General features: G+C 53.9%; 20 protein-coding genes, 1 tRNA gene and 1 pseudogene. 3 read left to right on the top strand and 19 right to left on the bottom strand.

Annotation, left to right across the window (positions count from 1 at the left end):
- The first annotated feature begins 177 nt into the window (after window positions 1-177).
- Window positions 178-1,110 (top strand): GAF domain-containing protein, encoded by a 933-nt coding sequence (locus tag WCX19_RS01950; RefSeq protein WP_373004164.1) that lies wholly within the window; start codon window positions 178-180, stop codon window positions 1,108-1,110.
- 21 nt (window positions 1,111-1,131) lie between these two features.
- Here the strand turns inward: WCX19_RS01950 and WCX19_RS01945 are convergent, their stop codons facing one another.
- The 4 genes and pseudogenes from WCX19_RS01945 to WCX19_RS01930 form a co-directional block, all read right to left on the bottom strand.
- Window positions 1,132-2,802 carry a histidine kinase N-terminal 7TM domain-containing protein gene (locus WCX19_RS01945; protein ID WP_373004160.1) on the bottom strand — a complete coding sequence of 557 codons (1,671 nt, stop codon included), beginning with the start codon at window positions 2,800-2,802 and terminating at the stop codon, window positions 1,132-1,134.
- Between the two features lie 326 nt (window positions 2,803-3,128).
- Window positions 3,129-3,443: a transcription factor S gene (locus WCX19_RS01940; RefSeq protein WP_373004157.1), complete on the bottom strand. Its 315-nt coding sequence runs from the start codon at window positions 3,441-3,443 to the stop codon at window positions 3,129-3,131.
- A 1,335-nt stretch (window positions 3,444-4,778) separates the two neighbouring features.
- Window positions 4,779-5,600, bottom strand: a complete 822-nt coding sequence (locus WCX19_RS01935) for a hypothetical protein (protein ID WP_373004154.1) — start codon at window positions 5,598-5,600, stop codon at window positions 4,779-4,781.
- Window positions 5,601-5,855: 255 nt separating this feature from the next.
- Window positions 5,856-6,047 (bottom strand): annotated as a pseudogene (locus WCX19_RS01930) (hypothetical protein); the annotation flags it as partial.
- A gap of 47 nt (window positions 6,048-6,094) precedes the next feature.
- Between WCX19_RS01930 and WCX19_RS01925 the strand changes: the two are divergent.
- Complete coding sequence (locus WCX19_RS01925; RefSeq protein ID WP_373004151.1) at window positions 6,095-6,745, top strand: DUF3800 domain-containing protein; 651 nt, start codon at window positions 6,095-6,097, stop codon at window positions 6,743-6,745.
- Between the two features lie 128 nt (window positions 6,746-6,873).
- Here WCX19_RS01925 and WCX19_RS01920 read toward each other — a convergent pair whose 3' ends face one another.
- The 12 genes from WCX19_RS01920 to WCX19_RS01865 all read right to left on the bottom strand — a co-directional run bounded on the left by WCX19_RS01920 (window position 6,874) and on the right by WCX19_RS01865 (window position 20,385).
- Entirely contained in the window at window positions 6,874-7,050 is a 177-nt protein-coding gene (locus WCX19_RS01920; protein WP_373004149.1) for a hypothetical protein, read from the bottom strand.
- 151 nt (window positions 7,051-7,201) lie between these two features.
- Window positions 7,202-8,587 carry an NAD(P)(+) transhydrogenase (Re/Si-specific) subunit beta gene (locus WCX19_RS01915; protein ID WP_373004146.1) on the bottom strand — a complete coding sequence of 462 codons (1,386 nt, stop codon included), beginning with the start codon at window positions 8,585-8,587 and terminating at the stop codon, window positions 7,202-7,204.
- Window positions 8,588-8,590: 3 nt separating this feature from the next.
- Window positions 8,591-8,902: an NAD(P) transhydrogenase subunit alpha gene (locus WCX19_RS01910; RefSeq protein WP_373004143.1), complete on the bottom strand. Its 312-nt coding sequence runs from the start codon at window positions 8,900-8,902 to the stop codon at window positions 8,591-8,593.
- On the bottom strand, window positions 8,899-10,089 hold the full coding sequence (locus WCX19_RS01905; protein WP_373004140.1) for a Re/Si-specific NAD(P)(+) transhydrogenase subunit alpha: 1,191 nt from the start codon (window positions 10,087-10,089) through the stop codon (window positions 8,899-8,901). The genes WCX19_RS01910 and WCX19_RS01905 overlap by 4 nt, the downstream gene beginning before the upstream one ends.
- Before the next feature lie 73 nt (window positions 10,090-10,162).
- Window positions 10,163-11,809, bottom strand: coding sequence for an archaeosine synthase subunit alpha (gene arcS / locus WCX19_RS01900; RefSeq protein ID WP_373004137.1), 1,647 nt, complete (start codon window positions 11,807-11,809; stop codon window positions 10,163-10,165).
- Complete coding sequence (tgtA, locus tag WCX19_RS01895) at window positions 11,806-13,257, bottom strand: tRNA guanosine(15) transglycosylase TgtA (protein ID WP_373004133.1); 1,452 nt, start codon at window positions 13,255-13,257, stop codon at window positions 11,806-11,808. Before tgtA ends, arcS begins: the two co-directional genes overlap by 4 nt.
- A gap of 46 nt (window positions 13,258-13,303) precedes the next feature.
- Window positions 13,304-13,879 (bottom strand): TIGR00296 family protein, encoded by a 576-nt coding sequence (locus tag WCX19_RS01890; protein WP_373004130.1) that lies wholly within the window; start codon window positions 13,877-13,879, stop codon window positions 13,304-13,306.
- 379 nt (window positions 13,880-14,258) lie between these two features.
- A complete protein-coding gene (locus WCX19_RS01885) occupies window positions 14,259-15,263 on the bottom strand; it encodes a substrate-binding domain-containing protein (RefSeq protein ID WP_373004127.1) in 1,005 nt (334 codons plus the stop codon).
- Window positions 15,264-15,765: 502 nt separating this feature from the next.
- Window positions 15,766-16,119, bottom strand: coding sequence for an STAS domain-containing protein (locus WCX19_RS01880; protein ID WP_373004123.1), 354 nt, complete (start codon window positions 16,117-16,119; stop codon window positions 15,766-15,768).
- Window positions 16,120-16,472: 353 nt separating this feature from the next.
- A tRNA-Leu gene (locus tag WCX19_RS01875) sits at window positions 16,473-16,557 on the bottom strand.
- Window positions 16,558-16,625: 68 nt separating this feature from the next.
- The gene (locus WCX19_RS01870) at window positions 16,626-18,455 is read right to left on the bottom strand and encodes an AMP-binding protein (RefSeq protein ID WP_373004120.1); all 1,830 of its coding nucleotides are present in this window, start codon (window positions 18,453-18,455) and stop codon (window positions 16,626-16,628) included.
- A gap of 262 nt (window positions 18,456-18,717) precedes the next feature.
- A complete protein-coding gene (locus WCX19_RS01865; RefSeq protein WP_373004117.1) occupies window positions 18,718-20,385 on the bottom strand; it encodes an AMP-binding protein in 1,668 nt (555 codons plus the stop codon).
- Between the two features lie 189 nt (window positions 20,386-20,574).
- On the opposite strand from WCX19_RS01865, the gene WCX19_RS01860 reads away from it, so the two are divergent.
- The gene (locus tag WCX19_RS01860; RefSeq protein WP_373004114.1) at window positions 20,575-21,129 is read left to right on the top strand and encodes a TATA-box-binding protein; all 555 of its coding nucleotides are present in this window, start codon (window positions 20,575-20,577) and stop codon (window positions 21,127-21,129) included.
- A 296-nt stretch (window positions 21,130-21,425) separates the two neighbouring features.
- On the opposite strand, the gene WCX19_RS01855 is transcribed toward WCX19_RS01860, so the two are convergent.
- Genes WCX19_RS01855 through WCX19_RS01845 form a run of 3 tightly spaced genes read right to left on the bottom strand, consistent with a single transcriptional unit; the run spans window position 21,426 to window position 25,662 of the window.
- Complete coding sequence (locus tag WCX19_RS01855) at window positions 21,426-24,116, bottom strand: DEAD/DEAH box helicase (protein ID WP_373004239.1); 2,691 nt, start codon at window positions 24,114-24,116, stop codon at window positions 21,426-21,428.
- Between the two features lie 5 nt (window positions 24,117-24,121).
- Window positions 24,122-24,892, bottom strand: coding sequence for a metallophosphoesterase (locus WCX19_RS01850; protein ID WP_373004111.1), 771 nt, complete (start codon window positions 24,890-24,892; stop codon window positions 24,122-24,124).
- Entirely contained in the window at window positions 24,889-25,662 is a 774-nt protein-coding gene (locus WCX19_RS01845) for a hypothetical protein (protein ID WP_373004108.1), read from the bottom strand. The genes WCX19_RS01850 and WCX19_RS01845 overlap by 4 nt, the downstream gene beginning before the upstream one ends.
- Between the last annotated feature and the right edge of the window lie 10 nt (window positions 25,663-25,672).

Raw genomic sequence — 25,672 nt, 5'->3', positions numbered from 1 at the left:
ACGAGGTTCTTTTGAGATATCCACATCGATTCCCGGGACTAAAAGGCCCCGGTATACTCGTACAGCGAGTCTATGATGTGCTCACCGTGCACTCAAACATCCCTTTTTTAAAAAAAGCAACTGATTTAAGGATAATCGCTGATAGTATCCCATCGAAGATTCGGGAAAATACATGCCATGATTTCTGCCCTGTACGTTGACGACGAACCTGCATTACTTGACCTCGGAAAGATCTTTCTTGAGCGGGCCGGAGACATCCGGGTTGACACGACCTCATCGGCACCCGAGGCCCTCACAAAGATCAAATCCACAACCTATGACGTGATAATCTCAGATTACCAGATGCCGGTCATGGATGGGCTTGCATTCCTCAGGATAATCCGGTCCGAATACCCTGCACTGCCTTTCATAATCTTTACCGGGAAAGGACGGGAGGATGTCGTGATCGAAGCCCTCAACGAAGGGGCGGATCACTATATCCAGAAGGGAGGCGATCCAAAAGCGCAGTTCGCCGAACTGAGCCACACCATCCGGCGGGCCGTGGAGCGCAAACGTGCAAACGATGCGCTCCTGCATCTCAACCGGCTGTACTCAGTCCTCTCCCGGACAAACAAGGCTGTAATCCATATCAAAAACCGGCAGGAACTCCTTGACGAAGCCTGCCGTATCGCAGTCGAGGAGGGAAAATTCCTGATGGCATGGATCGGTATGGTGGATCCGGCTACACGACAGGTCCACCCGGTTGCAGCCTGCGGTTACGAAGAGGGATACTTAAGCCAGCTCTCCATAACGGTTGATAACGTGCCGCAGGGTATGGGACTGACCGGTTCAGCCATCCGGGAAGGTCGCCCGACGATCTGCAACGACATCCCGTCAGATCGCCGCATGGAAAAATATCGGAACGAGGCAGCCAAACGCGGGTACCGTTCCTCCGCTGGCATCCCGATCCGGAACGGAACCTCCTGTATCGGTGCCATGCGGTTCTACTCGGCCGAACCCGATTTTTTCAACGACCAGGAGATCCATCTCCTGCAGGAACTTGTCGAAGATATTTCCTTTGCGCTGGAACTTATGGAAAAGGAGCGCACGACACCGCTGCTCACCCGGTAAATCAACCGGGGCGCTTAAGCGTCACGTCCTGCCGGTTAACCAGAAAGAGGCCAGGGGCACCGTGATCTCAAACCGGGCCCCGGCACCCGGGACCCCGTTTTCGCGAATCGTAAGGCCGGTGATCTGGAGGATCTCGCGGGCCAGGAAAAGGCCGAGCCCGGTATTTTTCCCAAAACCCCTCGTGAAGAGGCGGGACTTGTCAGTTTCTTCGATACCGGCCCCGTCATCTGCGCAGGTGACAACGAGCGAATCACCGTTCTGCTGGCACGAGAACCGGATGGCTGCGAGTCTGCTGCCACCGTGACGGACAGCATTGTCCAGCAGGTTGATGATCACCTTGACAAACAACGGATCCGCATATATCTCAATACCTGCGCAATCGTTGTCCACGGTGATTCCTCCAAGATCGACCTGGCTCTTCGCAACGGAGATACACGCCGAAAGATCCTGCCAGACCGGGGATTTCATCCCCATGTCCTGGTAATCATGGGTGAACGCGATCTCGTTCTGGATCATTCTTGCGATCTCTTCGAGCCGGGGGAGGTATGCGGAGATCTTTTCCGGGTCATCCTGGGCCTTCATCAGATCGATATAAAACAGAAGTCCTGTGAGTTTGTTCATCATGTCATGCCGGGTGATGCTGGAGAGCAGGTTAAGTTTCTTGTGCGCTGTCTCCAGTTCATTGAGTGCAGTCCGCAGGTCGGTAATGTCACGGAGGATGAAAAGATGGCCGGTCGGGGACTGCCCCGGTACGCGGAGTTGCCGGCAGACGACATCGTAATAGCGGGGAGCACCGTTCTGCCGGATCGGGATCTCCCGGTGGGTCTCTGTCAGACAACCGGTTTCTTCAGCAATAATCGGGGGTAACTGCGGGAAACATACGGTAAGGGGCGTGCCAATAATCTCTGTTCCCGGGTCACAGGTGATTTCCCGCGCCGCAGGGTTGAGATCCAGGATCCGGCCTTTGGTATCGGTGACAACGATCCCGTCGCTTACCGCAGAGAATATCTGGGGATACGCAACCGGCAGAATGAAAAAGAGTTGGTACCGGAAGAGCCCCAGCGCGATAATCACGCCGACACAGGTAAAGGTGAAGGGTGTGAGATCAAGTCCTGGCACGGGATCGATGGACGCGACATAGAGAAGGTTCACAAGCACAGGGATGGTAGCGGCCATTCCGAGAAGGGCAATCTGCCGACGGTAAATTGTCGGGGCACCGGAGAACCGGGAGGCAAGAAGGATCAGGCTGATGAGCAGCAGCAGGTAGGAATAGGTGACGTGCAGCCAGAACAACGGCCCCCGTAAGAAGACCCAGACCACCGAACCGGAGACAATTCTCGGAATAACTGCTGAATAATACAGGAAATGATACTGGTTTGTGGCGACCAGCAGGACAACAATAGCGGGGATAACCGAGAGGAGAATCACATTCCGCAGGGTAATATAATGAGCCCGGCCGGTATAGCACAGGATCACCAGCAGCCAGGCTACCGGCACAGTAACGATCCCCACGTACTCGATGGTATTGAGGAGCAGGTTTGTAGGGAGATCGGTGCAGATCAGTTCGAGCGCATACCCGATTGTCCAGAGCGTAGTCGCAGACATCAGCAGGGTAAACAACACTGATACCTGGGTGGTACGGTTCCGCCACCCGAAATACGCCAGTACACCGGTCAGCACTGCTGAAAGCAAGAGAGGGATAAAAAAAGGCGAATACTGAAAGATCATCCGGTCATCTCATGAGAACAATATCTGTGGTGATATAGGGCAAAATAGATGTTAGGCATTTCGGCTGGGATCGGTTACCCACCGGGACAGGTATCCCTGAATTATTGTCTCACCGGAGAACATGCTTGAGATCCTGAACGACTATGTTTTCGATTTTTAATGAGTGAGACGTATTATCTATCATGCAACTGATTTTGGTGAGATTACCTGTTTATCAATAACGCGATAGCGGGTGCAACTGAGTATCAGGCTTATTTTTTAAAAAACGGATTTTATAGAGAGAGTATGACTTAATCGTATTGCCGCCATGTGTGACCGCACACGGTACACCGGAAAAATCGAACCTCGCTCTCATCAGCCGCCCGGAGCTGTCGGAGCCACCAGAAAGCGAGGTTGTTCTCGCACTTGGGGCACTTGATCTGGATCGTGGGCTGTGTTTTTAATTGTTCATCCTCGTCGTCCACGATGGTAATTTCATTTTCCGTGCGCTTTTTCTCGCGCGTCATATGTTCACTAGCTTCGATCTTTCTGATATACCCGCACTTGCGGCATTTGAGCTGGCCACCAGACGAGATTAGCATAGTTTTACATTCCGGGCAAAACATCGGGTAAGATTATAGGTCATCCTACAAGATTAAACTGATTATCAGGACCACCCGACGTGGGTGTTCCATTTACGCATCCCAGCGGCGGACACGGCCCTGTCATTATTCTGCCCATAGAAGCCAGTATCGGGTGCTTCGCCGGTCTTGTAATTTATTTATTCATATCTCTCGCCTTAATCCGGGATAGGTCGTTCATGCGCATTCATTCGTGTGTATAAGTATAAACTCATTAAACAGGCGGGGTGAAAATGCCATTGAAAACCGACATAATGTCACTTTACCCCACAGCCCGGGGGTAGTCCCCCCACTTACTGAAAGCGGTGGGGGTGGGGGCCCCGGCTTTACAAAAGTTGGTCGGGGGGGAGGGGGTCACCTCAGATCCGCGTGGATTACAGGTCGCCCCGACCAATGTGTACGATCGGTCGGACCGACCGGTTCGTGAGTGCGGTCGGGGCGACCACCCCTTTTCGTCTGAAACTCCAGTGGAAACGCATGTCGGCAAACTGGAAAAAGAGAGGTCGCCCCGACCGATTTTGAAATTGATCGGTCCGATCTATTTTTCTGCGGTGCGGGAGGTAGGGGGGAGGGGGGTTACCGATTTTTTGGGAGGTCGGGGTTACCCCCGGGCTTTTTTTCCGGAATTGCCGGGTCGCGATGCGATCTTTTTTTAAAGACCGGTAACTCTGGTGAACTATTTTTAAAAAGTCCGGTGACTTTGCCGGGCAATTTTTGAAAAGTCCGGTAACTTTGGTGAACTATTTTTAAAAAGTTCGATGAGTTTGCCGGACAATTTTAGAAAAGTTCGGTAACCTTGCCGGGTATTTTTTGGAAAGTCCGGGAAAGTCCCTTATAGGATCAGGTGTGGAAATGTGTGTTTTAGGCCCACATTTTTTCCAAAAAGACCGATAACGTTGCCGGATATTTTTTGAAAAGTCTGGTAACTTTGGTGAACTATTTTTAAAAAGTCCAATGACTTTGCCGAACAATTTTAGAAAAGTCCGGGAACCTTGCCGGACTTTTTTGAGAAAGTTGGATAACCTTGTTAAACTTTTTTGCAAATTCTCAGCTCGCGGATCGATCTTTTTCCGGGATCGTCCGCTCGCGACCCGAAATTTTCTAATAAAAGTGCGGGTGGCCGTACGAGTTGCCGGGCTTTGGAAACGGATCCAGAGGATGGGGGCTGTCGCCCCCATACCCCCACGAGCGAGGGGTTCCGCCGCCCCCGACGGGGCGCCCCCCCGCGGCGGATCAAGGGCATCTATTCTTTGGCTGTTTGCAGGATCTTTCAATTGCCGTGAACTTATAGGTAAAAGAAAGTGACAATTTGAAAAATCTTTAAACATTTTCGATAGGATCACAGTATTGCAATATTAATTCAAGAATGACTGATGCCATAAATAGCATGATTAAGTAAGCACAAATATACAGAATAAAAGATGATCCATCGAATTGTGGGATTAATGTTTGATAAAATAATTGCTTAAGATTTGACCAATATGTCGTTACATCATTAACAAGACCAAGTGATTTATAAAAAAAATCAAAAACCATAATGAAAAAAGACGTTGCTGTTAAAGCAAAATAAAAAGATAGAATATCTCTTTTTAGATTTCTTTTATCGGAATTTTGCTCATAGAAAACCTTAATCGCACTCCAATAATTCTTGTTTAAAGGATTACTCAGTATTCTTATTGAAAATAGATAGGCAGGGATAATTGCCATTGTGGCTATAAATTCATTTTTAACATTATTCGAAATACTTGAATTTGCAAAAAAATTTGTTGGGTCTAAAATAAAAATAAAAATAACATATAACGGTATTGATAAAATTATGTAGTTAAGAAACATCTCCGGAAAATTAATTTGAAACGGTGTCAATTTTTCATCAGTTTGTAAATAATCATAAAGCCATTTTGGAAAAACACACTTATCAGAATATTCTCTATGATATACGCCGATTCTGGATACAAACTGGGATATTATAACAATTCCTATGACGCTAATAAAAACAAGTGTAAAAACCATATAGCAATATGCCATAGCTAAAGTTGATATGGCCGATAAAAATGGATAATATATCCAACTAATGAGTATTGTTGTAACAACAAATACTATAAGAGAGATAAATTTTATTAATTTTTTTAGTTCATGCGCCATGTCAGTATTTATTAAAGAATATGCAGTATGCCATATTAATAGACTGTTATATCCCCGGAATATGTGGTACTAAAAAATATCCATACTGACAGTCGAAAGGTCCATTATACTCCAGAATAAACAGTTCTCTTCTTGGTCAAGGCCCTCACTCCCCTACCCCGCCGTGCCCCGTGAGGGGCCCTGATGCGGGGAACCCTCGTTTTTATTCCCTAAAAGTAACCCGCTCAATTCTGAAAGAGAGGGATACAGAATGATCTAACCCTTTTTCAGCGTCTCCTTCAAAAACTGCCCCGTATAACTCTCCTTCACCGCAGCCACCTTCTCCGGCGTCCCGGTCGCCACGATCCTCCCCCCGGCATCCCCGCCCCCGGGCCCGATATCGATGAAGTAGTCCGCGGACTTGATCACGTCCAGGTTGTGCTCGATCACCACAACCGTGTTGCCCTTCTCCATCCAATGCTACCTATAATAAGCAGTTAGGGGGAATTTTCCCTGTGCACATCTACATCGACGAATCCGGGGATATGGGGTTTACCGGTCGCTCATCTCCTTACTTTGTCCTTGCGGCCCTCATTGTCCATGACCCGCTCCCGATCCGTCGCTGCTTTGCACGGCTGCGAAGGACAAAACTCAAGAAAAAATACCGTGAACTTCCGGAATTCAAGTTCAATAATTCAAGTGCAGAGATCAAGCGGCGCATCCTTTCCTGCATTGCAGCGGCAGATGTCGAGATCTGTTATTGTGTGCTTCGGAAAAAGCAGGTTCACGGACACCTGCGCAGCCAGCACCAGATCGTCTATAATTATCTGACGGGTTTATTGATCTCAAAGATCATCGGTAAGTACCACCCTTCCGGGGAAATTGAGATCACGGTAGATAAATCCTTAAACGGTATTCAGCGGGAGGCATTTAACCAGTACCTCGTATTCAAAACAATGGAAAAAAATCCCATTACGGCCCCGAAAATACCCGCAATCAGGATCGATCATACTGACTCTGCGTGTGAACCCTGCATCCAGGCGGTCGATTTTGTCGCCGGGGCATTGCACTACCAGTACCGTGAGGATGACGATACGTACCGGCGCATAATTGACGGTAAAATCTCAATAGCCCTTGATTTTTTCAAAGGGATGCAGAAACGATAGTGAACCCTTCCCTACTTCGTCCCATCCACCTCAGGGTGGCATCATCCTTTTCGGGAAGGACTTACTCACTGTCTATAGAATATGTATTGTATTATTAATAAACTTCGATCTTCTGACACCTTTTGCCTCTACTCCTTCCCCTCAAGCATCGGCTTGTAGAACTGCCCCGTATAACTCCCCTTCACCGCCGCCACCTTCTCTGGCGTCCCGGTCGCCACGATCTCGCCACCGGTATCCCCGCCCCCGAGCCCGATATCGATGAGGTAGTCTGCGGACTTGATCACGTTCGGGTTGTGCCCGGTCACGACAGCCGTATTGCCCTTCCTGACAGGATGCCTGGGCTACTAGATTACTAGCGACAATCTGAGAGAAATAGAATCAATTTTCCTAAAATACCTAAAGGATTCTTCATCCCGACTAAAAAAGAAAATTTCTGGTTTCTGTAAGGATGAAACCTTACAACTTCTTTAACGCCTGCACGAGTTTCCCGACGGTTTCCTGTGCATCGCCGTAGAGCATCCGGGTGTTGTCCCGGTAGAACAGGTCGTTTTCGATTCCCGCAAAACCCTTCCCCTGGCCACGCTTGAGGACGACGACATTCTTTGCCTGGTCGACGTCGAGGATGGGCATGCCGAAGAGCGGGCTTCCCTGCCGGTGCGATGCCGGGTTGACGGTGTCGTTTGCCCCGATAACAAGGACGACATCGGTGCTCGGGAACTCCGGGTTGATCTCGTCCCGGTCGAAGAGGTGGTCGTAGGAGACTCCTGCCTCGGCGAGGAGCACGTTCATGTGCCCGGGCATCCGGCCGGCGACCGGGTGGATCGCGAACTTCACCGGGATGTCTTTTGATTCGAGCAGGTCGGCGAGCTCCTTGACCTTCTGCTGGGCCTGGGCGACTGCCATGCCGTAGCCGGGAGCAATAATTACCTTGTCTGCGTAGGCAAGCAGGATCGCGGCATCATCGGCCTCGATCGATTTCATGCTGCCCTGGATCTGCACGTCTTTCTCCTCGGTCGCGCCAAACGCACCGAAGAAGACGTTTGTTATCGACCGGTTCATCGCCCGCGCCATGTTGAGTGTCAGAAGCGAACCTGCGGCGCCGACAATGATACCGGCAATGACCATCGCGTAGTTGGGGGTCGCAAACGAGAATCCGTCAAGCGCAACGGCAAGACCGGTGAATGCGTTGTACATCGAGATGACAACGGGCATGTCGGCCCCGCCGATGGGCAGCGTCATGAGGAGCCCGAAGCCGAGCGCGAGGATGAAGAACAGCGGGAGGTACAGGGAGACGCTGAGCGGTACCCATGCCGGCTGGAGGACGACAAGCACACCGGCGATGATCGCGAGGGCAAGGACCGCCATGTTGAGGATCTTCTGGCCCGGGAAGGTGATCGGCCGGGGCCGCATCCAGCCCTGGAGTTTCAGGAATGCGATGATGCTCCCCGCAAACGAGACGCCCCCGATAAGGCCGCCGACAACTGCAAGTGCACTGGTGGCGGGGTTCGTGGTGCTGAGGAGCGCGACTGCCGAAATCCCGGCCGCTGCGCCGCCGCCCATGCCGTTGTAGAGTGCTATCATCTGCGGCATATCGGTCATCGCGACGCGCTTGGCCGCAAAGTACCCGAAGCCTCCGCCGATGACGATCGCTATTGCCATCAGGGCGAAGTTGGTGAGGTTCGGGGTCAGGAACGTGACGAGCGTTGCGATGACCATCGCGGCGCCGGCCCAGACAATCCCGCTCCGTGCCGTGAGCGGGTGGCTCATCCGCTGGAGGCCGACGATGAAGAAAAAGATCGTCGCGATATAGATCGGGTCGATCACCCAGGAAAGGTCGATCATCCCTTAAGCCTCCTTCTTGGGCTTTTTCCCGCTGCGGTCAAACATCTGGAGGATCCGTTCCGTGACCACGTAGCCACCGGTGACGTTTGCCGCGCCGAGGACGACTGCGATAAACCCGATGATCTGTTCCAGGGGTGTGGTCGCAAGGCCGAGCGCGACCATAGCGCCGACAAGCACGATCCCGTGGATGAAGTTCGAGCCGCTCATGAGCGGCGTGTGGAGAATGACCGGGACCCGGCTGATGACGACATAGCCGGTAAAGGCAGCGAGCATCACGATGTAGACCGCGGTCCAGAGCGTAGTGGAATCAATCATGGCTTTCCTCCGTTCAGGAGATCGCTTGTCGGTTTATGGACGACCTTCCCTGCGTGGACCAAGAGGCTCGCGGTCAGGATCTCGTCGGTGAATTCCGTGACAAGCGTCCCTTCCTTCGTGATAAGGAGGGCAAGGAACGACTGGAGGTTCTTTGCGTACATCTGGCTTGAGTGGAATGGCACCCGGGCCGGGAGATTCTGCGGGCCGATGATCATAACGCCGTGCTCATGGATTGTCTTACCCACCTGAGTCAGCTCGCAGTTGCCGCCAGATTCGGCAGCCATATCGATGATAACAGCACCCGGTCGCATCGTCGCGACGGTCTCTTTTGTCACAAGGACCGGGGCCTTGCGGCCCGGGATTGCGGCTGTCGTGATGACGATGTCTGCCCGTGCGACTGCGGCAGACACCATCTGTTGTTCCTGTGCCTTCTCTTCTGGGGTGAGCTCGCGGGCATATCCGCCCTGGCCTTCGGCGTTGATCTCAAGTTCGAGGAACTTTGCGCCGAGGCTTCTGACCTGCTCGCCGGCGGCGCGCCGGACATCGTAGGCTTCGACAATGGCGCCGAGCCTCTTTGCCGTGGCGATCGCCATGAGGCCGGCAACACCGGCCCCGAGGATGAGCACCGTTGCCGGACGGATTGTGCCGGCGGCGGTTGTCAGCATCGGAAGGAACTTCGGGCAGTTGTCCGCACCAAGGACGGCTGCCACGTACCCGCCGGCGGTTGCCTGCGAGCTGAGCGCGTCCATGCTCTGGGCGCGGGTGATCCGCGGGACAAACTCAAGGGCAAAGGCAGTGATCTTCCGGTCGCGCATCCGTGCGATCGCATCGAGGTTGCGGGCCGGGTTCATGAACCCGATGACCATGGTGCCTTCGGAAAGCATCTCAACATCGGCAACGGTCGGGGGCTGGACGCACAGCACGACCTTTGCGTCGGAGAAGAGTTCGGCCCGGCCGGCAACGATTGTAGCGCCGGCGGCGGTAAAGAGATTGTCGGGGTAGTACGCGCCGGTCCCTGCGTCATGCTCGATCCGGACCACGTGGCCCGCTTTCGTGAGCTTCTGGACGACCTCCGGCACTGTCGCCACCCGCTGTTCTCCCGGGGTCTGCTCCTTTGGAACAGCAACAATGACCGGATTTATCCCTTTTGTATCCTGTGCACTGGCGGGAGCGCTCAAAACTTCCACCCGCCCTGTTCGGCTTTTAGATGACGGAACAACGTTTTCACTCCATGGATGATCTGCACTTGTATCGTATGCGTTAGATCGCAAGCTTCTTTATTTTACGCACCCGGACGGCAACGCCACGCTTGGAATTTTTCATTTCAGCCGCCGACATCGCGGCCCGGCCGGTCGCCATCGCCTTTGGCCCGACCACGAGCACTTCGTCGCCGTCCCTGATTTCGGGATCGGCATCGACCACGCCCGGCACGAGCACGTCGCCCTCGGGCAAAAAGTCGCTGATTGTCACGCGGTAGCCCTGCGGGATCAGTTCCCAGCCTTCAAAGGTCGGGCGCAGCAGGCCGTTCCCGGTGTCAATGGAAAAGCGCTGGATGTTCGCTTTGGCATAGAACAGCTCCGGGAAATGGCCCCGGGACAGCATGCTTTTTGTGTCGACATCGCAGCCGAACTGGTACGAGAGCATCCCGTGGAGCCGGTCATCCTTTACCCGGCGTTCGCTGTCAAGCGCCCGGCTAAGTTGAGTGAGGGCTTCATCGCCGGTCGGGTGCTCGCGGCAGGAGTATTCAAGCGTGATCCCGCAGGTTTTTGCCGCCATCTCCGCGACCTTAAGCGCCCCGCCTTCGAGGTGGGCGATCACCCGCTCATACTTGTGCAGGGTAAGGTAGCGGGCGACAATGTCCGAGATGTACGCGCACTCCTCCGCGTCCCAGTACCCAGTGACCGGGACATCGTAGTGCATCGCGGGATACACGCATTCGAGTTCCCGGGGGACAAGACCGAGCGGCGAGGTGATGATGAGCTCATGGGCCCGGCCGTTAATCGCCATCTGGAACCGGCGGTGGCTCTGCGAGAGCGAGTAGGGTTTCTTTGCCGAGCAGGGGAGGAGGACGGCGACCGTTGCCTTCGGGGGTTTATAGCGGTAGAGAAGCCGTTCGGCAAACCGCCTGACCTCGACTCTCTGCATCGATTCCCCGGAGTTTGCCCGCATCACGCCGCTCCGTGCGACCGGGGCATACGGTTCTGTCCCGGCATAATCCACGTCAAGGTGGCGCATGATGGCGACATGGTTTGCATTCATCCGGCACCGGGCCTCGACAAGCTCCCGGAGCTTGGACTGCCCGATGAAATACCGGACGAGCGCGACCTCGCCTTCAAGGGCGAGCCGGTTGTGCAGTTTCAGGTCGCCGTTCCGGCAGCCTTCGCACGCGCAGATGCCAGCTTTCTGTGCATCGGCCGGGAACTCTCCTTCCGGCGTGCAGAATCGTCCCTGCGCTGATTTGAGATCGGCTGCGATGTAATCAAAGAGGCCGAATCCCGAATAACAGAGGATATGGACATTTGACGGGAGGGCGGTGCCCGGCGCGTACCAGAGCGTATCGGTCGGCGTCTTCTCCCGGATATTTTTAAGCCATTCGGCATACCTGCGGGGATTTGAGAGGGCCGTGTGCCAGTTTGCGACCATCACGACATCGCCGCTCTCGGCCGGGTTCTCAAGTGCCGGGTGGATCGTGACCGGCTGGTCCGGGCCCCGGGGAATATAGGTCTTTACCAATTCCGCAGGTGCAGAGAGCGGGACATTCGTGCCGCTGCGTGACGCGAGCGTTGGAAAGACTGTTTCTGTTTCAAGCACCGCGGGAAATGGAACCTGCGGGACGGGCCCGCCCTCGCAGGTGAGGATACCGGACCGGGCAAGGCCGTCGCGTTTCCTGATATCGATCCGGATCATTCGATCAGCTCCGCAGTATCGCCGATTTCTTCGGTAAAGATGTTTTTCCATTCGGCATGGAGGCCACAGACCCGGATCCGGCATCCCTTGTGGCTGTCTGCAAGCATACGGATCCCTTTGCATCCCTGCCTGACCATCGCCGCATCCCACTCGGGGATCTCGCTCTGGCCGATGGGGAAGGTCTCCTTTAAGTCCGGGGGATAGGGTCCGAACGGCGGCTTGAAGTACAGTACGGTGTCGTATCCCTCGCGGATGCCGTTGTCGCACGCGACAAGAACATTTTCCCCGAGGCGCTGCCGGGCAATCATCCGCTGGTACCGCAGGACCTCGGTCCGGGCGCAGCTCTCGTCGCCCCGGTAGAAGAACCGGCGCTTGTGGGCCCGGTCGAACTGTTCGAGTTCTGCGTTGTGCTGGAGCAGCCTCCGGTACCCTGACAGGAGCTGCGGGTGGTTCCGGCACCGCTCGTCCACGAGTTCCCAGAGCGTGCCGTCCGTGATCGCCTGCCGGATCCGTGCAATCTCTGCGAGGGTGACGGCAAGGTTGTGGAGGGCCAGAAGCCGGGTCCGGTCTTTTGCGGTGCGGAGCTGTTCTGCCGTATGGCTCCGGCAGACTGCACACGAGCAGGGGAGATCGGCGAGTTCGTCGATCTTGAAACTCCCGTGCGTGGTGAGGTACCGCCCCTCTTTTGCATAGAGCGCGTAGGCGGCGGAATCAAAAAGGTCGCAGCCCATTGCGGCGGCGAGCGCAAACATCACGGGATGGCCGGCGCCGAAGAGGTGGATGCAGGCCGAGCGCGGGAGCGTGCGTTTTGCGGCAAGGACCACGTCCACGAGATCCCGGTACCGGTAGGATTCCATGAGCGGCACGACCGCACCGATCGGGCAGAATGCGAAACCGAGGTCGCCGACTTCCTTTCCCGCCCGTTCGCGGAGGTCGGGGTAGAGACTGCCCTGCACCGGCCCGGCAATCGGGGCATCGTTCCCGAAGAGTTCCTTTGCCTCCCGGAGGCGTTCCATCGTGATCGCGAGTTCCCGTTCCGCGGTCTCGCGATCCGCGTCCGGGGAGGTGGGGATATCGAGCGGCACCCAGATGTCGCTCCCGATGTCGCGCTGGTAGGTGAGGGTCTGCTCGTTTGTGATCGAGACCTGACCGTAGACCGAGAGCTGGAATGACCCGGAATCGGTCATGATAACGCCGTCAAAATCGAGCAGTTTGTGGAGGCCTTCCTCTTTGACTCTCTCGCTGTACTGTTTGCTCTGCGAAAAAATGTAGGCGTTTGTAATAAGCGCCTCGACACCCATCTCCCGCAGTTCCTTTGGGGTGACAAGCATCAGGTGGGGGTTGATGACCGGGAGCAGCGCCGGTGTCCGGATCACTTTTTTCCCGGCGACCAGTTTACCGGTTCTGCCTGCAATATCGCTGTCCAGGCTCTCGAATGAAATCGCCATGCAGTGGGGGTACTCCTTGTAGCCTTAGGATACGCACGCCGCTCTGTTAAACCGATCCCTTAAACGAGCCGGTAAAGATCTGGCCCTCGAAGGTGAGGATCTCGATGATAGGCTGCTGCCAGCAGTGGGTCGGGAGTCCTGCCTTCTGGCAGGTCTGGTCGAGGAATGTTTTTGCATCCCAGTGGTACTCGGTTGCCACCTGGGGGAGCAAGAGGCCGCTCGTGCCATAGCCCCGGGCAATCAGGCCGTGGCGTCCGACCTCGATATGTGTCGGCCGGTCGGCCGGGTCGCAGTCAAGCGGGACCGGGATCGTGAGCACGGTCACTTCAAAATCAAGAGAGGCAACTTCGTCCTTTTTTACACCCGGGAACCGGGGGTCTTCGAGCGCGGCAGCAACCGCGGCACTCTCAATGGCCTCGCCAAGCGGCAGGACCGGGTAGGGAAACCCGATGCAGCCCCGGAGCTCGCCGCTTTTCGTTAGGGTCACAAAGACCCCGCGTTTCTCAGAAAAGACCGGTGTCAGCGGGATCGCCGGCTTTGGCTTTTTTGTGATCGTATACTCAATGGCCCCCCGGGCGAGCCGGACGGCAAGCAAACCTTCATCGGGAGTCAGCAGCTGCATGATACAAATCACCTGTTCTGTGACACATTCTGCATGGCCCGTTTAATTAGTTATCCCTAATGGGACTCAGTATTTCTCTGATTTTTCTTCCGCCAAAAAAATAATCAACAACGATACCGACCCTAACCCTAAATTGGAGTTTTCATTATCGGGATTTTATCAATAATACCGAGAGTTGAATAAATATACTCCCAAATCATCATGCGAAACGGATCTAACCTAAAGATGGCGAATATCTACAGTCCTTGATCCTCTATTTAATGTTCTGCGGACCGGCTCACCTTACTCGAACTGCTAAATAACTTATTTTTAAAAAATATCCATAGGAACAAACGAGCCTCGGTCGGCCGGAATTAAAAAAAGGGAAAGTCTGGGAGAGTTATACCGGGGATACGAATCCCGAGCTTGTACAATTGAATTGTGCTGCCTTGCTCACATCCGGTGTCAGTGACGTAAAAAGACTCTTCTTGTAGGTATCCACACCATACGTACCGACAACCTGCTTCCCCTCATCTGACATAAGCCAGTTAATGAACCGATCGGCCTGTACCTCATTTACATTCGGGTTCTTTGCGGGATTTACCGCGATTGCGCTGTACCGGTTCAGAAGATCATTCCCTTGTATTACAAGGGGCGTAAGCTGGAGCTTGCTCTTATACGCAAGGAACGTCCCCTCATCAGTCAGCGTGTATGCATTTTTCTCGCTGGCAAAGACCAGTGTATCGCCCATTCCCTTGCCGATTGAAACATACCAGGGACCTGAATTTGAAATGTCAGTCGTGTAATTGAACCCGGCTTTCTTCCAGAGTCCCTGCTCGGCTGTGTGGGTACCGGAGCTGTCACCACGTGACACAAAGGTAACGTTTGCCGTACCGTTCATGCCCGCTGCTCGGATCTTTGCAAATGCATCTTTAGGAGTAAGGTTTGCAATGTGGGCAGGATCATTTGCTGGCCCGACAATCATGAAATAATTGTATGCAAAGCAGCGTGCGTTTGTACCATACCCGTTACTGATGAAGGTCTGTTCCTGTGACGGGGAGTGTACAAGCAGGAGATCCGCATCGCCCCGCTGTGCGAGCTGGATTGCCTGACCTGTGCCCTGTGAGGTGATCTTCAGTTTAACGCCGGTTTCTTTCTGGTAAACATCCTGTATGTGGTTGAGAAGTCCTGTATCATAGAGACTTGTCGTTGTAGCAATAATGAGCGTTTTTGAATCATGCACGACGGGTGTTGCAGTCGCGGTTGGAACCACCGTTGTCGTGGTTGCATTCACGGTTGGAACCACCGTTGGAATATCAGTTGGAGTCGCGGTTGGGGTTGTTGTGGTCTTTGATGCGGATGGAGTACTCGTACATCCGGTGCTCAACACGATCAGAAAAATCACCAGTGATATGGCGAAAATAAATGAAAGTTGTCTCTTCGACATATGATATATTGTCTGAATAATGTTATTTAGTTATTACGATATTTAGCCCCTGAATTGTAATTGAAGGCATTTAATTTAATTCTTTCAGGTTAACTCCCGATGAAAAAATATTAACAATTACTATAAATTAATACTTTTACATAAACTTCAGACGTTATTTTTTAGAATTACAGGGATCACAATCTACCACCTGAACGAACACAGGATAAAATATGATTGTTTAGCTTCTTTTGAAAAGCATACAATTTGCATTAAATTTTTAAAAATGGGGTATTAGTAATTCCTGACATTTAACAGCATAAATTTTATCAGGAATTACTTTATTTAAGTATTACCTGTAAAAGTTTGATGAAAAGTCGGTATGAGATACGTGCCAGTCCAACGAGCCATACAAATTGTTGGACAGACCCCTCTCATATCCTTTTATTCAAAGACCAAAACAAAAATCTAATCCGGGTTTTTAACGGTTCTTTTCCGTATTTTCGCTGGATAGTGCCTGCAGTGCCTCTGGAACCGAGGGAACTACATGAAAAATCCGGTTAAATCCAGACATTTCAAGAATCTTATTAGTAAACCCTTCACTTTTCTCCACGAGGATGAGGGGAGTTCCGTGTACCTGGAGGCTGCGTTTAAATTCATGCAGCGCCCTGAGCGCGCTGCTATTGACATACTCGACCTGAGTCACATCGAGAATAATTGGCTTATCCGGAAAATTAAAAGTGGCTACGCCCAGTTCTTCAGTAAAATAGGAATCCATCCTGCCGGTTATGGTCAGGATCAGCACACCACGGATAACATTTGTTGAAATCTCCATATTTATTCCTCTATTGCTTTGAATATCTGACGCGCATTGCCCATACTTTGATTAATCCATGGGCGGGTATAATCTTTTTGCATCTACCCGCAGTCCAATTACATTAAACAATGTAGCAGATGTTCCCCCCGATCATAGTCTCCCCTCCGGTTCCCCCGGATATTGATCGGGATGTTTGCCATCTGCATGGGAATCATACTGCCGATTTCCAGATGGGGACGAATATTGTAATACGTCTGCATCCAGATAGCAGATCCTCCCTGCATTTAAGTGGGCGGTTCTCATGCCCGATAAATATTCGTCTGGGTCAAATAAAAAAAAGGATGGTTTTGAAGCGACAGAAAAAACAGAAATGCGAGGGATGGGATTCGAACCCAAGAACTCCTGCGAGACTAGGCCCTGAACCTAGCGCCGTTGACCTGGCTTGGCTACCCTCGCGCTTGTATAGATTATGTTCCCGGTTTAATAAATGTAGGGGAAAACGGTACAGAGGGGGGATGCAGTGATTATAGTTTCTGCCCGTTTGCATACCGCTTGAGTTCCTTCTCCCGAAGTTCGATCCTGCGGATTTTGCCTGATATTGTTTTTGGGAGGGAATTGACAAACTCGATTGCCCGGGGATACTTGTAGGGTGCCGTGACCTTTTTCACATGGCTCTGGAGATCCTTGACCAGCGTCTCCGATGGCGCAAAGCCGGGTTTCAGGATCACGAACGCTTTGACAATCATGCCCCTGATATCATCCGGTGAACCCACGACGGCCGCTTCCTGTACGGAAGGATGTTCGAGTAATGCACTCTCTACCTCGAACGGCCCGATCCGGTAACCCGATGCCTTGATAACATCATCATCGCGGCCGATAAACCAGAAGTACCCGTCCTCATCTTTGTACGCTTTGTCGCCAGTATAATACCAGCCATTCACAAATGACTTTTCGTTCTCTTCGGGATTGTTGAGGTATTCCATGAACATCCCAACAGGTTTTGGTTCAGTCTTGATCGCAATCCGGCCTTCTTCGTGGACACCAACCGGGTTTCCATTCTCATCATGGAGCTCGATGACCCAGCCCGGCGAGGGTTTACCCATTGACCCAAACCGTGCTTCCATGCAGGGGAACGTCCCGATACAGAGCACCATCTCTGTCTGGCCATAGCCTTCGTAGATAGTGAGGCCGGTTGCATCCTTCCAGGCTTTTATGACTTCGGGATTGATCGGTTCGCCAGCACTCACACAGTGCCGGAGTTCGGTGAAGTCGAATTTGTCGAGATCGGCAAGGATCAGCATCCGGTAGATTGTTGGCGGGCAGCAGAAAGTAGTGATCCCGTATCTTTCTATAAGAGGCAGGAGCTCGGTTGCATTGAACCGGCCCCGAATATCGTAGACGAAAATGGCCGCACCTTCAAGCCATGGACCGTACAACTTGCCCCACGCGCTTTTTGCCCAACCGGTATCCGAGAAGGTGAAGTGCAAGTCGTTGGTGTGAACATCATGCCAGAACCGGGAGGTGATGATATGGCCGAGCGCGTAACTCTGGCTATGGACCACCATCTTCGCCTCGCCGGTTGTCCCGGACGTAAAGAAGATCACCATCGGATCCGTAGCCTTGGTCTTTTTCATGCCTGTAAGGTTGACCAGTTTTGCAGAGACCGGTGCAGGGTAATCGAGCTCGACCTGGTAACTGATCCAGTGCTCACGTTTCCCGTCAATCATCAACCGGCAGGTCAGGGACGGGCATTCATTAGCGATGGAGTCAATCTTGTCAGCCTGGTCCTCGGAGGTGATCACCATCTTGATCTCTGCGGCATTGATCCGATATTTGAGGTCGTGCGGGGTGAGCATGGTCGGCGCCGGACAGTAGATCGCTCCGCGCTTGATGAGTGCGATAGTGGCGATCCACCACTCCGGCACCCGGGGCAGCATGATCATGACCCGGTCACCCTTGTTGACACCGTACTTGATGAGCATGTTTACGATCTGGTTTGAGAGTCGCATCAGGTCCCAGAACGTGAACTTTTTCTCCTCGCCCTTCTGGTTGGTCCAGATCATCGCAAGCTTGTTCCGGTCTTTTTTTGCCCAGGCATCAATCACGTCAAACCCGAAGTTGAAGTATTCGGGGACATCGAGATGAAAGTCACGGTACGTCGCATCGTAGTCCTGCATATTAGGCCCGGACGCACCGGGTGCAGGTATTGCACACGCAAGAATCGGTGCATTTGTGGTCAGATGCCCGGTGCAGGCTTCAGCGATCCAGTCGGAGCGCGAGATCTTCCGATGTTCACAAATCTTGTCGATATTTTCCGTCAGGGTATCATCCATGGAAACTGAATACCGCACCATGACTGATCTGTATGGTGGTGCACTTTATCATCGTTTTGCTTTTTTATGCACCAAAAGCGTTTGTTATCCGGCAGGGAACGGGCAGTTTGGCGTTTGTTTTTCCCTTATGGATGTCCAGCGCAGGGATAAGTGCACCATTCCGCAACAGATAATGCTTAAGATAAAAAAGTCCGGGTGAAAACTGTATACTCCGCAGAAAATCAGCAGTGGCAGGCAGGATACCGGTCAGGGTACCCTGACCTTGGCCAGCCTGCCACCGGGATTACTTAAATTCCCGGTACTTCTGCAGTTCCTTCTCGCGCAGTTCGGCCCTCCGGATCTTGCCGGAATGGGTCTTTGGAAGTTCGGTGACAAATTCGATTTCCCTCGGGTACTTGTACGGCGCCGTAGTGCGTTTCACGTAGGACTTGATCTCTTTTACCAGCGTTTCAGATGGCTCGTAACCCTTGTTTAAGACAACAAATGCCTTGACGATCAGACCCCTGATCCGGTCCGGCACTCCCACGACGGCTGCTTCCTGCACGGACGGGTGTTCGATGAGCGCGCTCTCCACCTCGAACGGTCCGATCCGGTAACCGGACGATTTGATCACGTCATCGTCACGGCCGATGAACCAGAAGTACCCGTCCTCATCCTTGTACACCTTGTCCCCCGTATAATACCAGCCGTTTACAAACGATTTTTTGTTCTCTTCGGGGTTATCGATGTATTCCACAATGAGGCCGGGTGGCGGGGGGTTACAAGAAATCGCAATCCGTCCCTCCTCCCGAACACCAACTGGTTTACCCTCATCGTCGTGGATCTCCACGTTCCAGCCGGGCGAGGGTTTCCCCATAGAGCCGGGTTTTACCTCAAGGCACGGGAACTCGGCGACACAGCAGCACGTCTCGCTCTGCCCGTAGCCTTCGCGGAGGGTAAGTCCTGTTCCCTCCTTCCATACCCGGATCACCTCAGGGTTGAGCGGTTCACCCGCGCTCGTGCAGTGGCGCAGGGAGGAGAAATCAAACTTGTCGAGATCGGCAAGGATCAGCATACGGTAGATCGTGGGCGGGCAGCAGAACGTCGTGATCTGGTATCTCTCAAGGAGCGGGAGCACTTCAGTCGCGTTAAATTTCCCGACAAAGTTGTACACAAAGAGGCAGGCGCCCTCGATCCACTGGCCGAAGATCTTACCCCATCCACACTTTGCCCAGCCGGTATCGGTAACCGTAAAGTGCAGATCGTTGTGCCGGATATCCTGCCAGAAACGGGCGGTGACGATCTGACCGAGCGGGTGAGCGTGGTTGTGGAGCACCATCTTTGGCTCCCCAACAGTACCCGATGTGAAATAGATCATCATCGGATCGGTGCTTTTTGTGCGCTGCTGGTCCGGGATACTCACGGAATGGTGCGAAACCGGCGCCGGATAGAGAAGCTCATAGGGCCAGCTTGCCCAGCCGTCGAGTTCGCCATCAACAACAAACCGACAGGTAAGTGTCGGGCACTCGTTGCAGATCTCCTCAACCTTGCCCGAATTTTCTAGATTGGTAATGACCATCCGGAATTTGCCCTTGTTGACCCGGTATTTTATATCCCTTGGGGTGAGCATGGTCGGGCATGGGCAGAAGACCGCGCCGAGCTTGATGAGCGCAACTACAAAGATCCACCATTCGGGAATCCGGGGGAGCATAATGAGAACCCGGTCGCCCTTGTTGATCCCGTACTTCAAAAGGACGTTTGCTGCCTGGTTGGAGAGGTTGGACATATCGAGAAAACTGAACTTCTTTTCCTCGCCCTGCTGGTTTGCCCAGATCATAGCAAGCTTGTTACGGTCCTTTTTGGCCCATGCATCAACAACATCAAAACCGAAGTTAAAGTACTCGGGAACCTCGATTGAGAATGTCGCCGTGGTCTGTTCGTAATTTTCCATGTTATGCTGGTCTTCACCCATAGAATCAGCCTGGTAATTGCCTGAATATTGAGGGTATTTCCATTTCAATCTGTCTTTATTCATGCAGTATCTCTCTGCTTAATGATCGGTTTTTGCCGTTCACCCAACCGTTCCCCGTCAGAGGATACTAATCAGGCCATAAAGATTCTCCATTAGTATTATGATTGGACAGACTGCATAGTACACAGGATGGCTGACAAACGGTACGATTCATTGAAAATTGAGAATGTCGTGGCTTCCGGAACCATTGCCGAGTCCATTGATCTTAACGATGTATCCAGCAAGATCAAGGGCTGCGATCTCAACACGAAACGGTTTCCTGGTGCGGTCTACCGAATTGAGAACCCCAAAATTGCATCCCTGATCTTTTCCTCGGGCAAAATAGTGCTCACCGGCCTCCGTAATAACCAGGCATTAAAAGAAGGCCTTGCGATTATCATCAAGAACCTCAAGGAAGCCGGTGTCGAAACACTCGACGTTCCCAGAGTTGAAGTTACCAATATAGTCTGTTCCTACGATATCGGCAAGTACATTAACCTCAACAAGGTTGTTGTCACCCTCAATCTCGAAAATATCGAGTATGAACCAGAGCAGTTCCCGGGCCTTGTATACCGTGTCAAGGATCCAAAGATTGTCGCACTCCTCTTCTCTTCCGGAAAGATCATCCTGACCGGTGGGAAAACGATCGAAGATATCAAGAGAGGGCTCGATTTTCTCGAACAGAAACTTGAAAGCATTTTGTAATACAGGTGCCGGCATCGTACCTGCACCACGATCTTTTTTATAATATTATCCAAAAAAAAAACCCGCATGAAGTCAAAGATTTCGCACCAAAGCAATGAAAATTTTGCACTCCAAACTCGAATTTCCATTTGCCTGCTCTATCGACTGAAGTTTTCAAAATTTTCATGACAAATTCACTGCGCTCATTTCGGCACCGTACTCCCTGCAGGCATACCGTTGTTCTGCACGTTTCAGATAAAAACGGTTTATCATAACGGCAAGCTGTTGAAGCCTTCCCCGGGAATTGCAGGGAAAAGTTACGACCAGTACCGGTGAGTCTGAATAAAGTTCCGCTCTGCCTTGAGGATCTCGCGGTAGAAAGCATCGCCATCCGAAAGGGTCGCAAGGATCCGTGAGGCGTTTTCGGGACCCACGCCCCGTGCCGAGAGCGCGATCACAGCTTTTTTCCCGCTTGAAAGTACGATGTTAGCGTTCCGGATCAGGCGCTGCTCGATAGCCCGCTCATCTGAGGTCTTCTTTGTTTTTGAGAACACGTCGTACGCTTCGGCCTCGTAGGGCTTGATTGCAGCAATCAGCCGAGCGCCGCATTTCGGGCATTGGGGCTGTTCGGGAACCCGCGAGACTACGGTGCGGCTTTTCCAGTTCCGGCAGTTCATGCACGCAAGAATGACCTCGTCCTGTTCGAGCCGCCGTTTCAGGGTTGCAATCACTGCCTGGTCTGCGGTCGGCGGCGGGATCTGGTCACGAGAGGAAAGGATGCCATCCGCCCCAATGATCGAATGGGGGCCGATAACAACTTCGATGGTGCCCTTTTTTATCATGCCGACAATCTGCGCTGCGGCATCCACGTCCATGTAACCGGACAATAGTTCGCGGTATGCTTCCTGCTGGACAACCGTGTTGTCGAAATAGTCGAGCAGGCGCTGGATGCTGATCCTTTCGTAGTCCGCATCCGGATCAATTGCACCAAATTTTTTTGCGATCTGCACCAGTTTCCATTTGAAGAGCGCCGTGCGCTTCAGGGCGAGTTTAAGGATGCCGGGCATGTGGGCGGGTTCAAGGGCCAACAGGAAATCACGGACATCCGCTGCCCGGATCGCGGAAGGGAGCCGGAGCAGGATCCGGTATGCGTCCAGTTCGATCCCCACGGTCGTCCCGTGCCGTGCAGAGATCAGGATCGAGAGCACCCGGCCGAGCGCCTCGTTTGCCTTATGGCCGGCGCAGACATTGCAGACCACACCGTCATCAATGTTCTCAAAGGTGATGAGCCGGTCGGTCGGGATTTTGCACCGGTTCTTCTCCATCTCAGAAAGGATGTGAGCGGCAAACGCGATGCTCTCTTTTTCTTTTGTATAATTTGCCGTGGTGCGCTCGCGCCGGATCGCCCCGACCTCGCGGGCGACCGCAAACGGGACCGGGATCTGCTCGCCCTCCCATGACGGCAATTCACCAATCGCTTTTTTCGCCGGTTCTACCGTGAGCCGGCCGTCGTTCATCTCCAGCACCCGCCAGAGCTGGCCCTTGGTGATGAAGACCGCGCCGGTATGCACCCAGCCGACCACGAACGATTCGTCAAGCGACCCAACCGTCCGGCGCGAGACCATGTCGAAGATCGGGATCTTGCGCTCGTCGTGGATCATCGAGAGGTTGCCCGAGAGGTAGCGCCGGGCCCGGGCGGTCGTGACAATACGGCTGCCATCGATCCGGACGAGCCGGTGTTCTTCGAGCTGGGTGCAGACATCGTCAAGGAGCGTGCCGCACCCGGCAAAGATCGCGGATCGTTCTACGATCGCGCGGATACGGGAGCGTTCGATCTCGCCATACTCCACGGCAATTGCGGCGATCTGGTTGGCGAGTACATCGCCCGCGTTCGTATCCGGCACCACCGGCTCGATCTCGTTTGCCTTTGCCCGCCGGGCGATCACGAGCGATTCCAGCAGGTCGTCAAATCCCGTCGCAAGGATTGTACCGCGCGAGATCGTATTGAGCTGGTGGCCGGCCCGGCCGACCCGTTGCACGAGCCGGGCAACTTCCCTCGGGGAGCCGAACTGGATCACGTGATCGACCCGGCCGATATCGATCCCGAGTTCCATGGACGATGTGCAGATGAGGGTCCGGATCTCGCCCTTCTTGAACCGCTCCTCGGCATCGATCCGGATCTCCTTTGAGAGCGAGCCGTGATGCACCTCAACATCGCCCCGGGAGTACAGGGCATGGCCGAGCGCCTCGGCGGTCACCCGGGTGTTGACAAAGACGAGTGTCGAGCCTTCGTTCCCGAGCAGCCGGTCGAGCGCCTGCACCTGGTGCTTGAAATTATCGCCGACATAGCTGACGGTGATCTCCAGATGTTTTGCGACCGGCACCTGCACGATCTCGCAGTGCCGCGCCCCGCAGAGGAACTGACCGATCGTCTCCGGGTTCCCGACAGTCGCGGAGAGTCCGATGCGCTGGAACTCCCCGGCATACTCCGCGAGCCGTTCGAGTGCGACCGTAAGCTGCGCCCCCCGCTTGCTCCCCGCCATCTCGTGGATCTCGTCGATGATCACGAACTGCACGTGTTCGAGGTGCTTACGGAGCCGCTTTCCCATGAAGAGCGCCTGGAGCGTCTCCGGGGTCGTGATGAGCAGGTCGGGAGGCGAAAGCGCCTGCTTCCTCCTCTCGCCCATAGGGGTGTCACCATGGCGGACGCCAACCGTGAGGCCCAGTTCATGGCACCACCATTCCATCCTCGCAAGGATATCCCGGTTGAGGGAGCGTAAGGGCGTAACATAGATCGCCTTGAACCCGCCGCCGGCCGGCATTTTCAGGAGCGCGTCAAAGACCGGGAACATCGCGCTCTCGGTCTTGCCGGTGCCGGTCGGGGCGATCAGGATGAGGTTTTTCTTCGCAAGGATAAGGGGAATCGCCTGCTCCTGTGCCGGGGAGAGCCGGGTAAAGCCCCGTTTCCTGATACACTCGCGGACTTTTGCATCAAGCAGTTCCAGCACCACGGTCAGTCACGCCCCCTATCGTCCTCATCGTCCAGCAGCATCGCGAGCGTGCCGATATAGGTCCCGTCCGCAAGGATAATCTCTGCATCGTCCTGTTTCATGCACCGCGAAATGGGCGAGAATGGGTCGCGGGCGATCTTGATGATGTCGTAGCCGGCGATCTCGTTGAACGCGGGTACAAAGAGAGCGCGGGCGGGAGTCGGGCTGACGCTGTCCGGCATTTTGAGGCCGAGTGCTTCAGTATCGATTCCTGCCCGCAGGTATGCCGGCGCCTGGAGGGAACAGCCCACCTCGTCGTACAGGCTGACCTGCGGGTGGTGGTGACCGGTGACAATGAGGTGGCCGCCAAGGTCCGGGGCCGGGTACGTGTGGCCGTGGAGGTACGCGACGCCATCGATGACTTTACCCTCTTTTGGCTGGAGTTCGCCAGGTTCGAGGAACCGTTCGATGCCGATGTCATGGTTCCCCGGGAAAAGAAGAAAGGGGATACGGCGCCGGATCGTATCGAGGATCCCCGGGATCTCTCTCCACTCCTGACGGGTGAGCGAGGGGATGCTGTGCTTGACGTCCCCGAGAATGATGAGCCGGTCCGGCTGTGTTGCATCAACCGTCTGCATGAGCCGGGCAAGGCGTTCGGTACTGTGGCTTTTGAAGTGCATGCCGTGTGCGGCGAGATCTGCCTCGATCCCGAAGTGGAGGTCAGCAACGATGAGCAGGCGCTCGGCGTTCTCGATCACGAGCGCCGGGCCGTCTTTAATAAATTCCATTTTCATAACGGTTTGACGTATCCTTTCTGGGGCTGATAGCAGTCGTCGTTTTCAACAAGCGTCCGTATCGCGGCAAGCACGGCGTCCTCGGTATGTCCTCCGATGCCCGCCTCATCGATCACATCCTGCACGGCCACACCCCGGGGGCCGCTTTTTGCATGGATAATTTCCATGATGATCGCGCTGATATCGGCCTCTGCGGCCGGGGGTGCCACCGGGACAGTACTAACACCGGCAAGTGCACTTTCGATCAGTGCGATCATCTCGCGGAGCCGCTCCCTGGTGAGCCCGTAGTGCCGGACAACCGTCCCTGCCCGGGGATCGGTGACCTGCCCTTCGATCACAGAGAACAGTGTTTCGAGACGGGTAATTGTCATATCCGCTGTCATGGTGATCCAGCGATCGCGGACGGCCCGGTCGATCACCTGCACGTACTCGGGCCGGACAGAGACCGCCCAGCCCCTGTTTCTCTTGTAGATCTGCGCGGTTCCCGTGACTGCAACAAAGGACGGGACCGGGATCTCACGGAATTGTCTGGTGATCGCGGCCTGCCGCCCCCCGGAAACAATGTCGAACGCCCCGGTCGGGTCGGCCACCCGGCAGTGGAGTACATCGGCGATCTCCGCAACCTCGGTGAGCGCTCCGCAGAGGTACAGCGACCGGCACCATGCTCCGCCCGGGGTCACGACCCAGGCCGGGCTCCCGGCATCGTCGGCCGGTACCGCAAGGGTCGCTCCGGAAAAATCCCCGGCAAAAACACGGGTTGCACCTTCCATGGTTGTAATC

It is taken from the genome of Methanoregula sp. (genome assembly GCF_041663825.1).
Taxonomy (GTDB): Archaea; Halobacteriota; Methanomicrobia; order Methanomicrobiales; family Methanospirillaceae; genus Methanoregula.
This window is presented reverse-complemented; position numbering and strand designations above follow the sequence as displayed.

Excerpts from the sequence above, each read along its gene's own strand:
- WCX19_RS01870 (WP_373004120.1), bottom strand. The coding sequence starts at position 18,455 with ATGGTGCGGTATTCAGTTTCCATGGATGATACCCTGACGGAAAATATC.
- WCX19_RS01850 (WP_373004111.1), bottom strand. The coding sequence starts at position 24,892 with ATGAAAATGGAATTTATTAAAGACGGCCCGGCGCTCGTGATCGAGAAC.
- WCX19_RS01915 (WP_373004146.1), bottom strand. The coding sequence starts at position 8,587 with ATGATCGACCTTTCCTGGGTGATCGACCCGATCTATATCGCGACGATC.
- WCX19_RS01880 (WP_373004123.1), bottom strand. The coding sequence starts at position 16,119 with ATGGAGATTTCAACAAATGTTATCCGTGGTGTGCTGATCCTGACCATA.
- WCX19_RS01860 (WP_373004114.1), top strand. The coding sequence starts at position 20,575 with ATGGCTGACAAACGGTACGATTCATTGAAAATTGAGAATGTCGTGGCT.
- WCX19_RS01950 (WP_373004164.1), top strand. The coding sequence starts at position 178 with ATGATTTCTGCCCTGTACGTTGACGACGAACCTGCATTACTTGACCTC.
- WCX19_RS01890 (WP_373004130.1), bottom strand. The coding sequence starts at position 13,879 with ATGCAGCTGCTGACTCCCGATGAAGGTTTGCTTGCCGTCCGGCTCGCC.
- WCX19_RS01940 (WP_373004157.1), bottom strand. The coding sequence starts at position 3,443 with ATGTTTTGCCCGGAATGTAAAACTATGCTAATCTCGTCTGGTGGCCAG.
- arcS (WP_373004137.1), bottom strand. The coding sequence starts at position 11,809 with ATGATCCGGATCGATATCAGGAAACGCGACGGCCTTGCCCGGTCCGGT.
- WCX19_RS01935 (WP_373004154.1), bottom strand. The coding sequence starts at position 5,600 with ATGGCGCATGAACTAAAAAAATTAATAAAATTTATCTCTCTTATAGTA.
- WCX19_RS01845 (WP_373004108.1), bottom strand. The coding sequence starts at position 25,662 with ATGGAAGGTGCAACCCGTGTTTTTGCCGGGGATTTTTCCGGAGCGACC.
- WCX19_RS01910 (WP_373004143.1), bottom strand. The coding sequence starts at position 8,902 with ATGATTGATTCCACTACGCTCTGGACCGCGGTCTACATCGTGATGCTC.
- tgtA (WP_373004133.1), bottom strand. The coding sequence starts at position 13,257 with ATGGCGATTTCATTCGAGAGCCTGGACAGCGATATTGCAGGCAGAACC.
- WCX19_RS01865 (WP_373004117.1), bottom strand. The coding sequence starts at position 20,385 with ATGGGTGAAGACCAGCATAACATGGAAAATTACGAACAGACCACGGCG.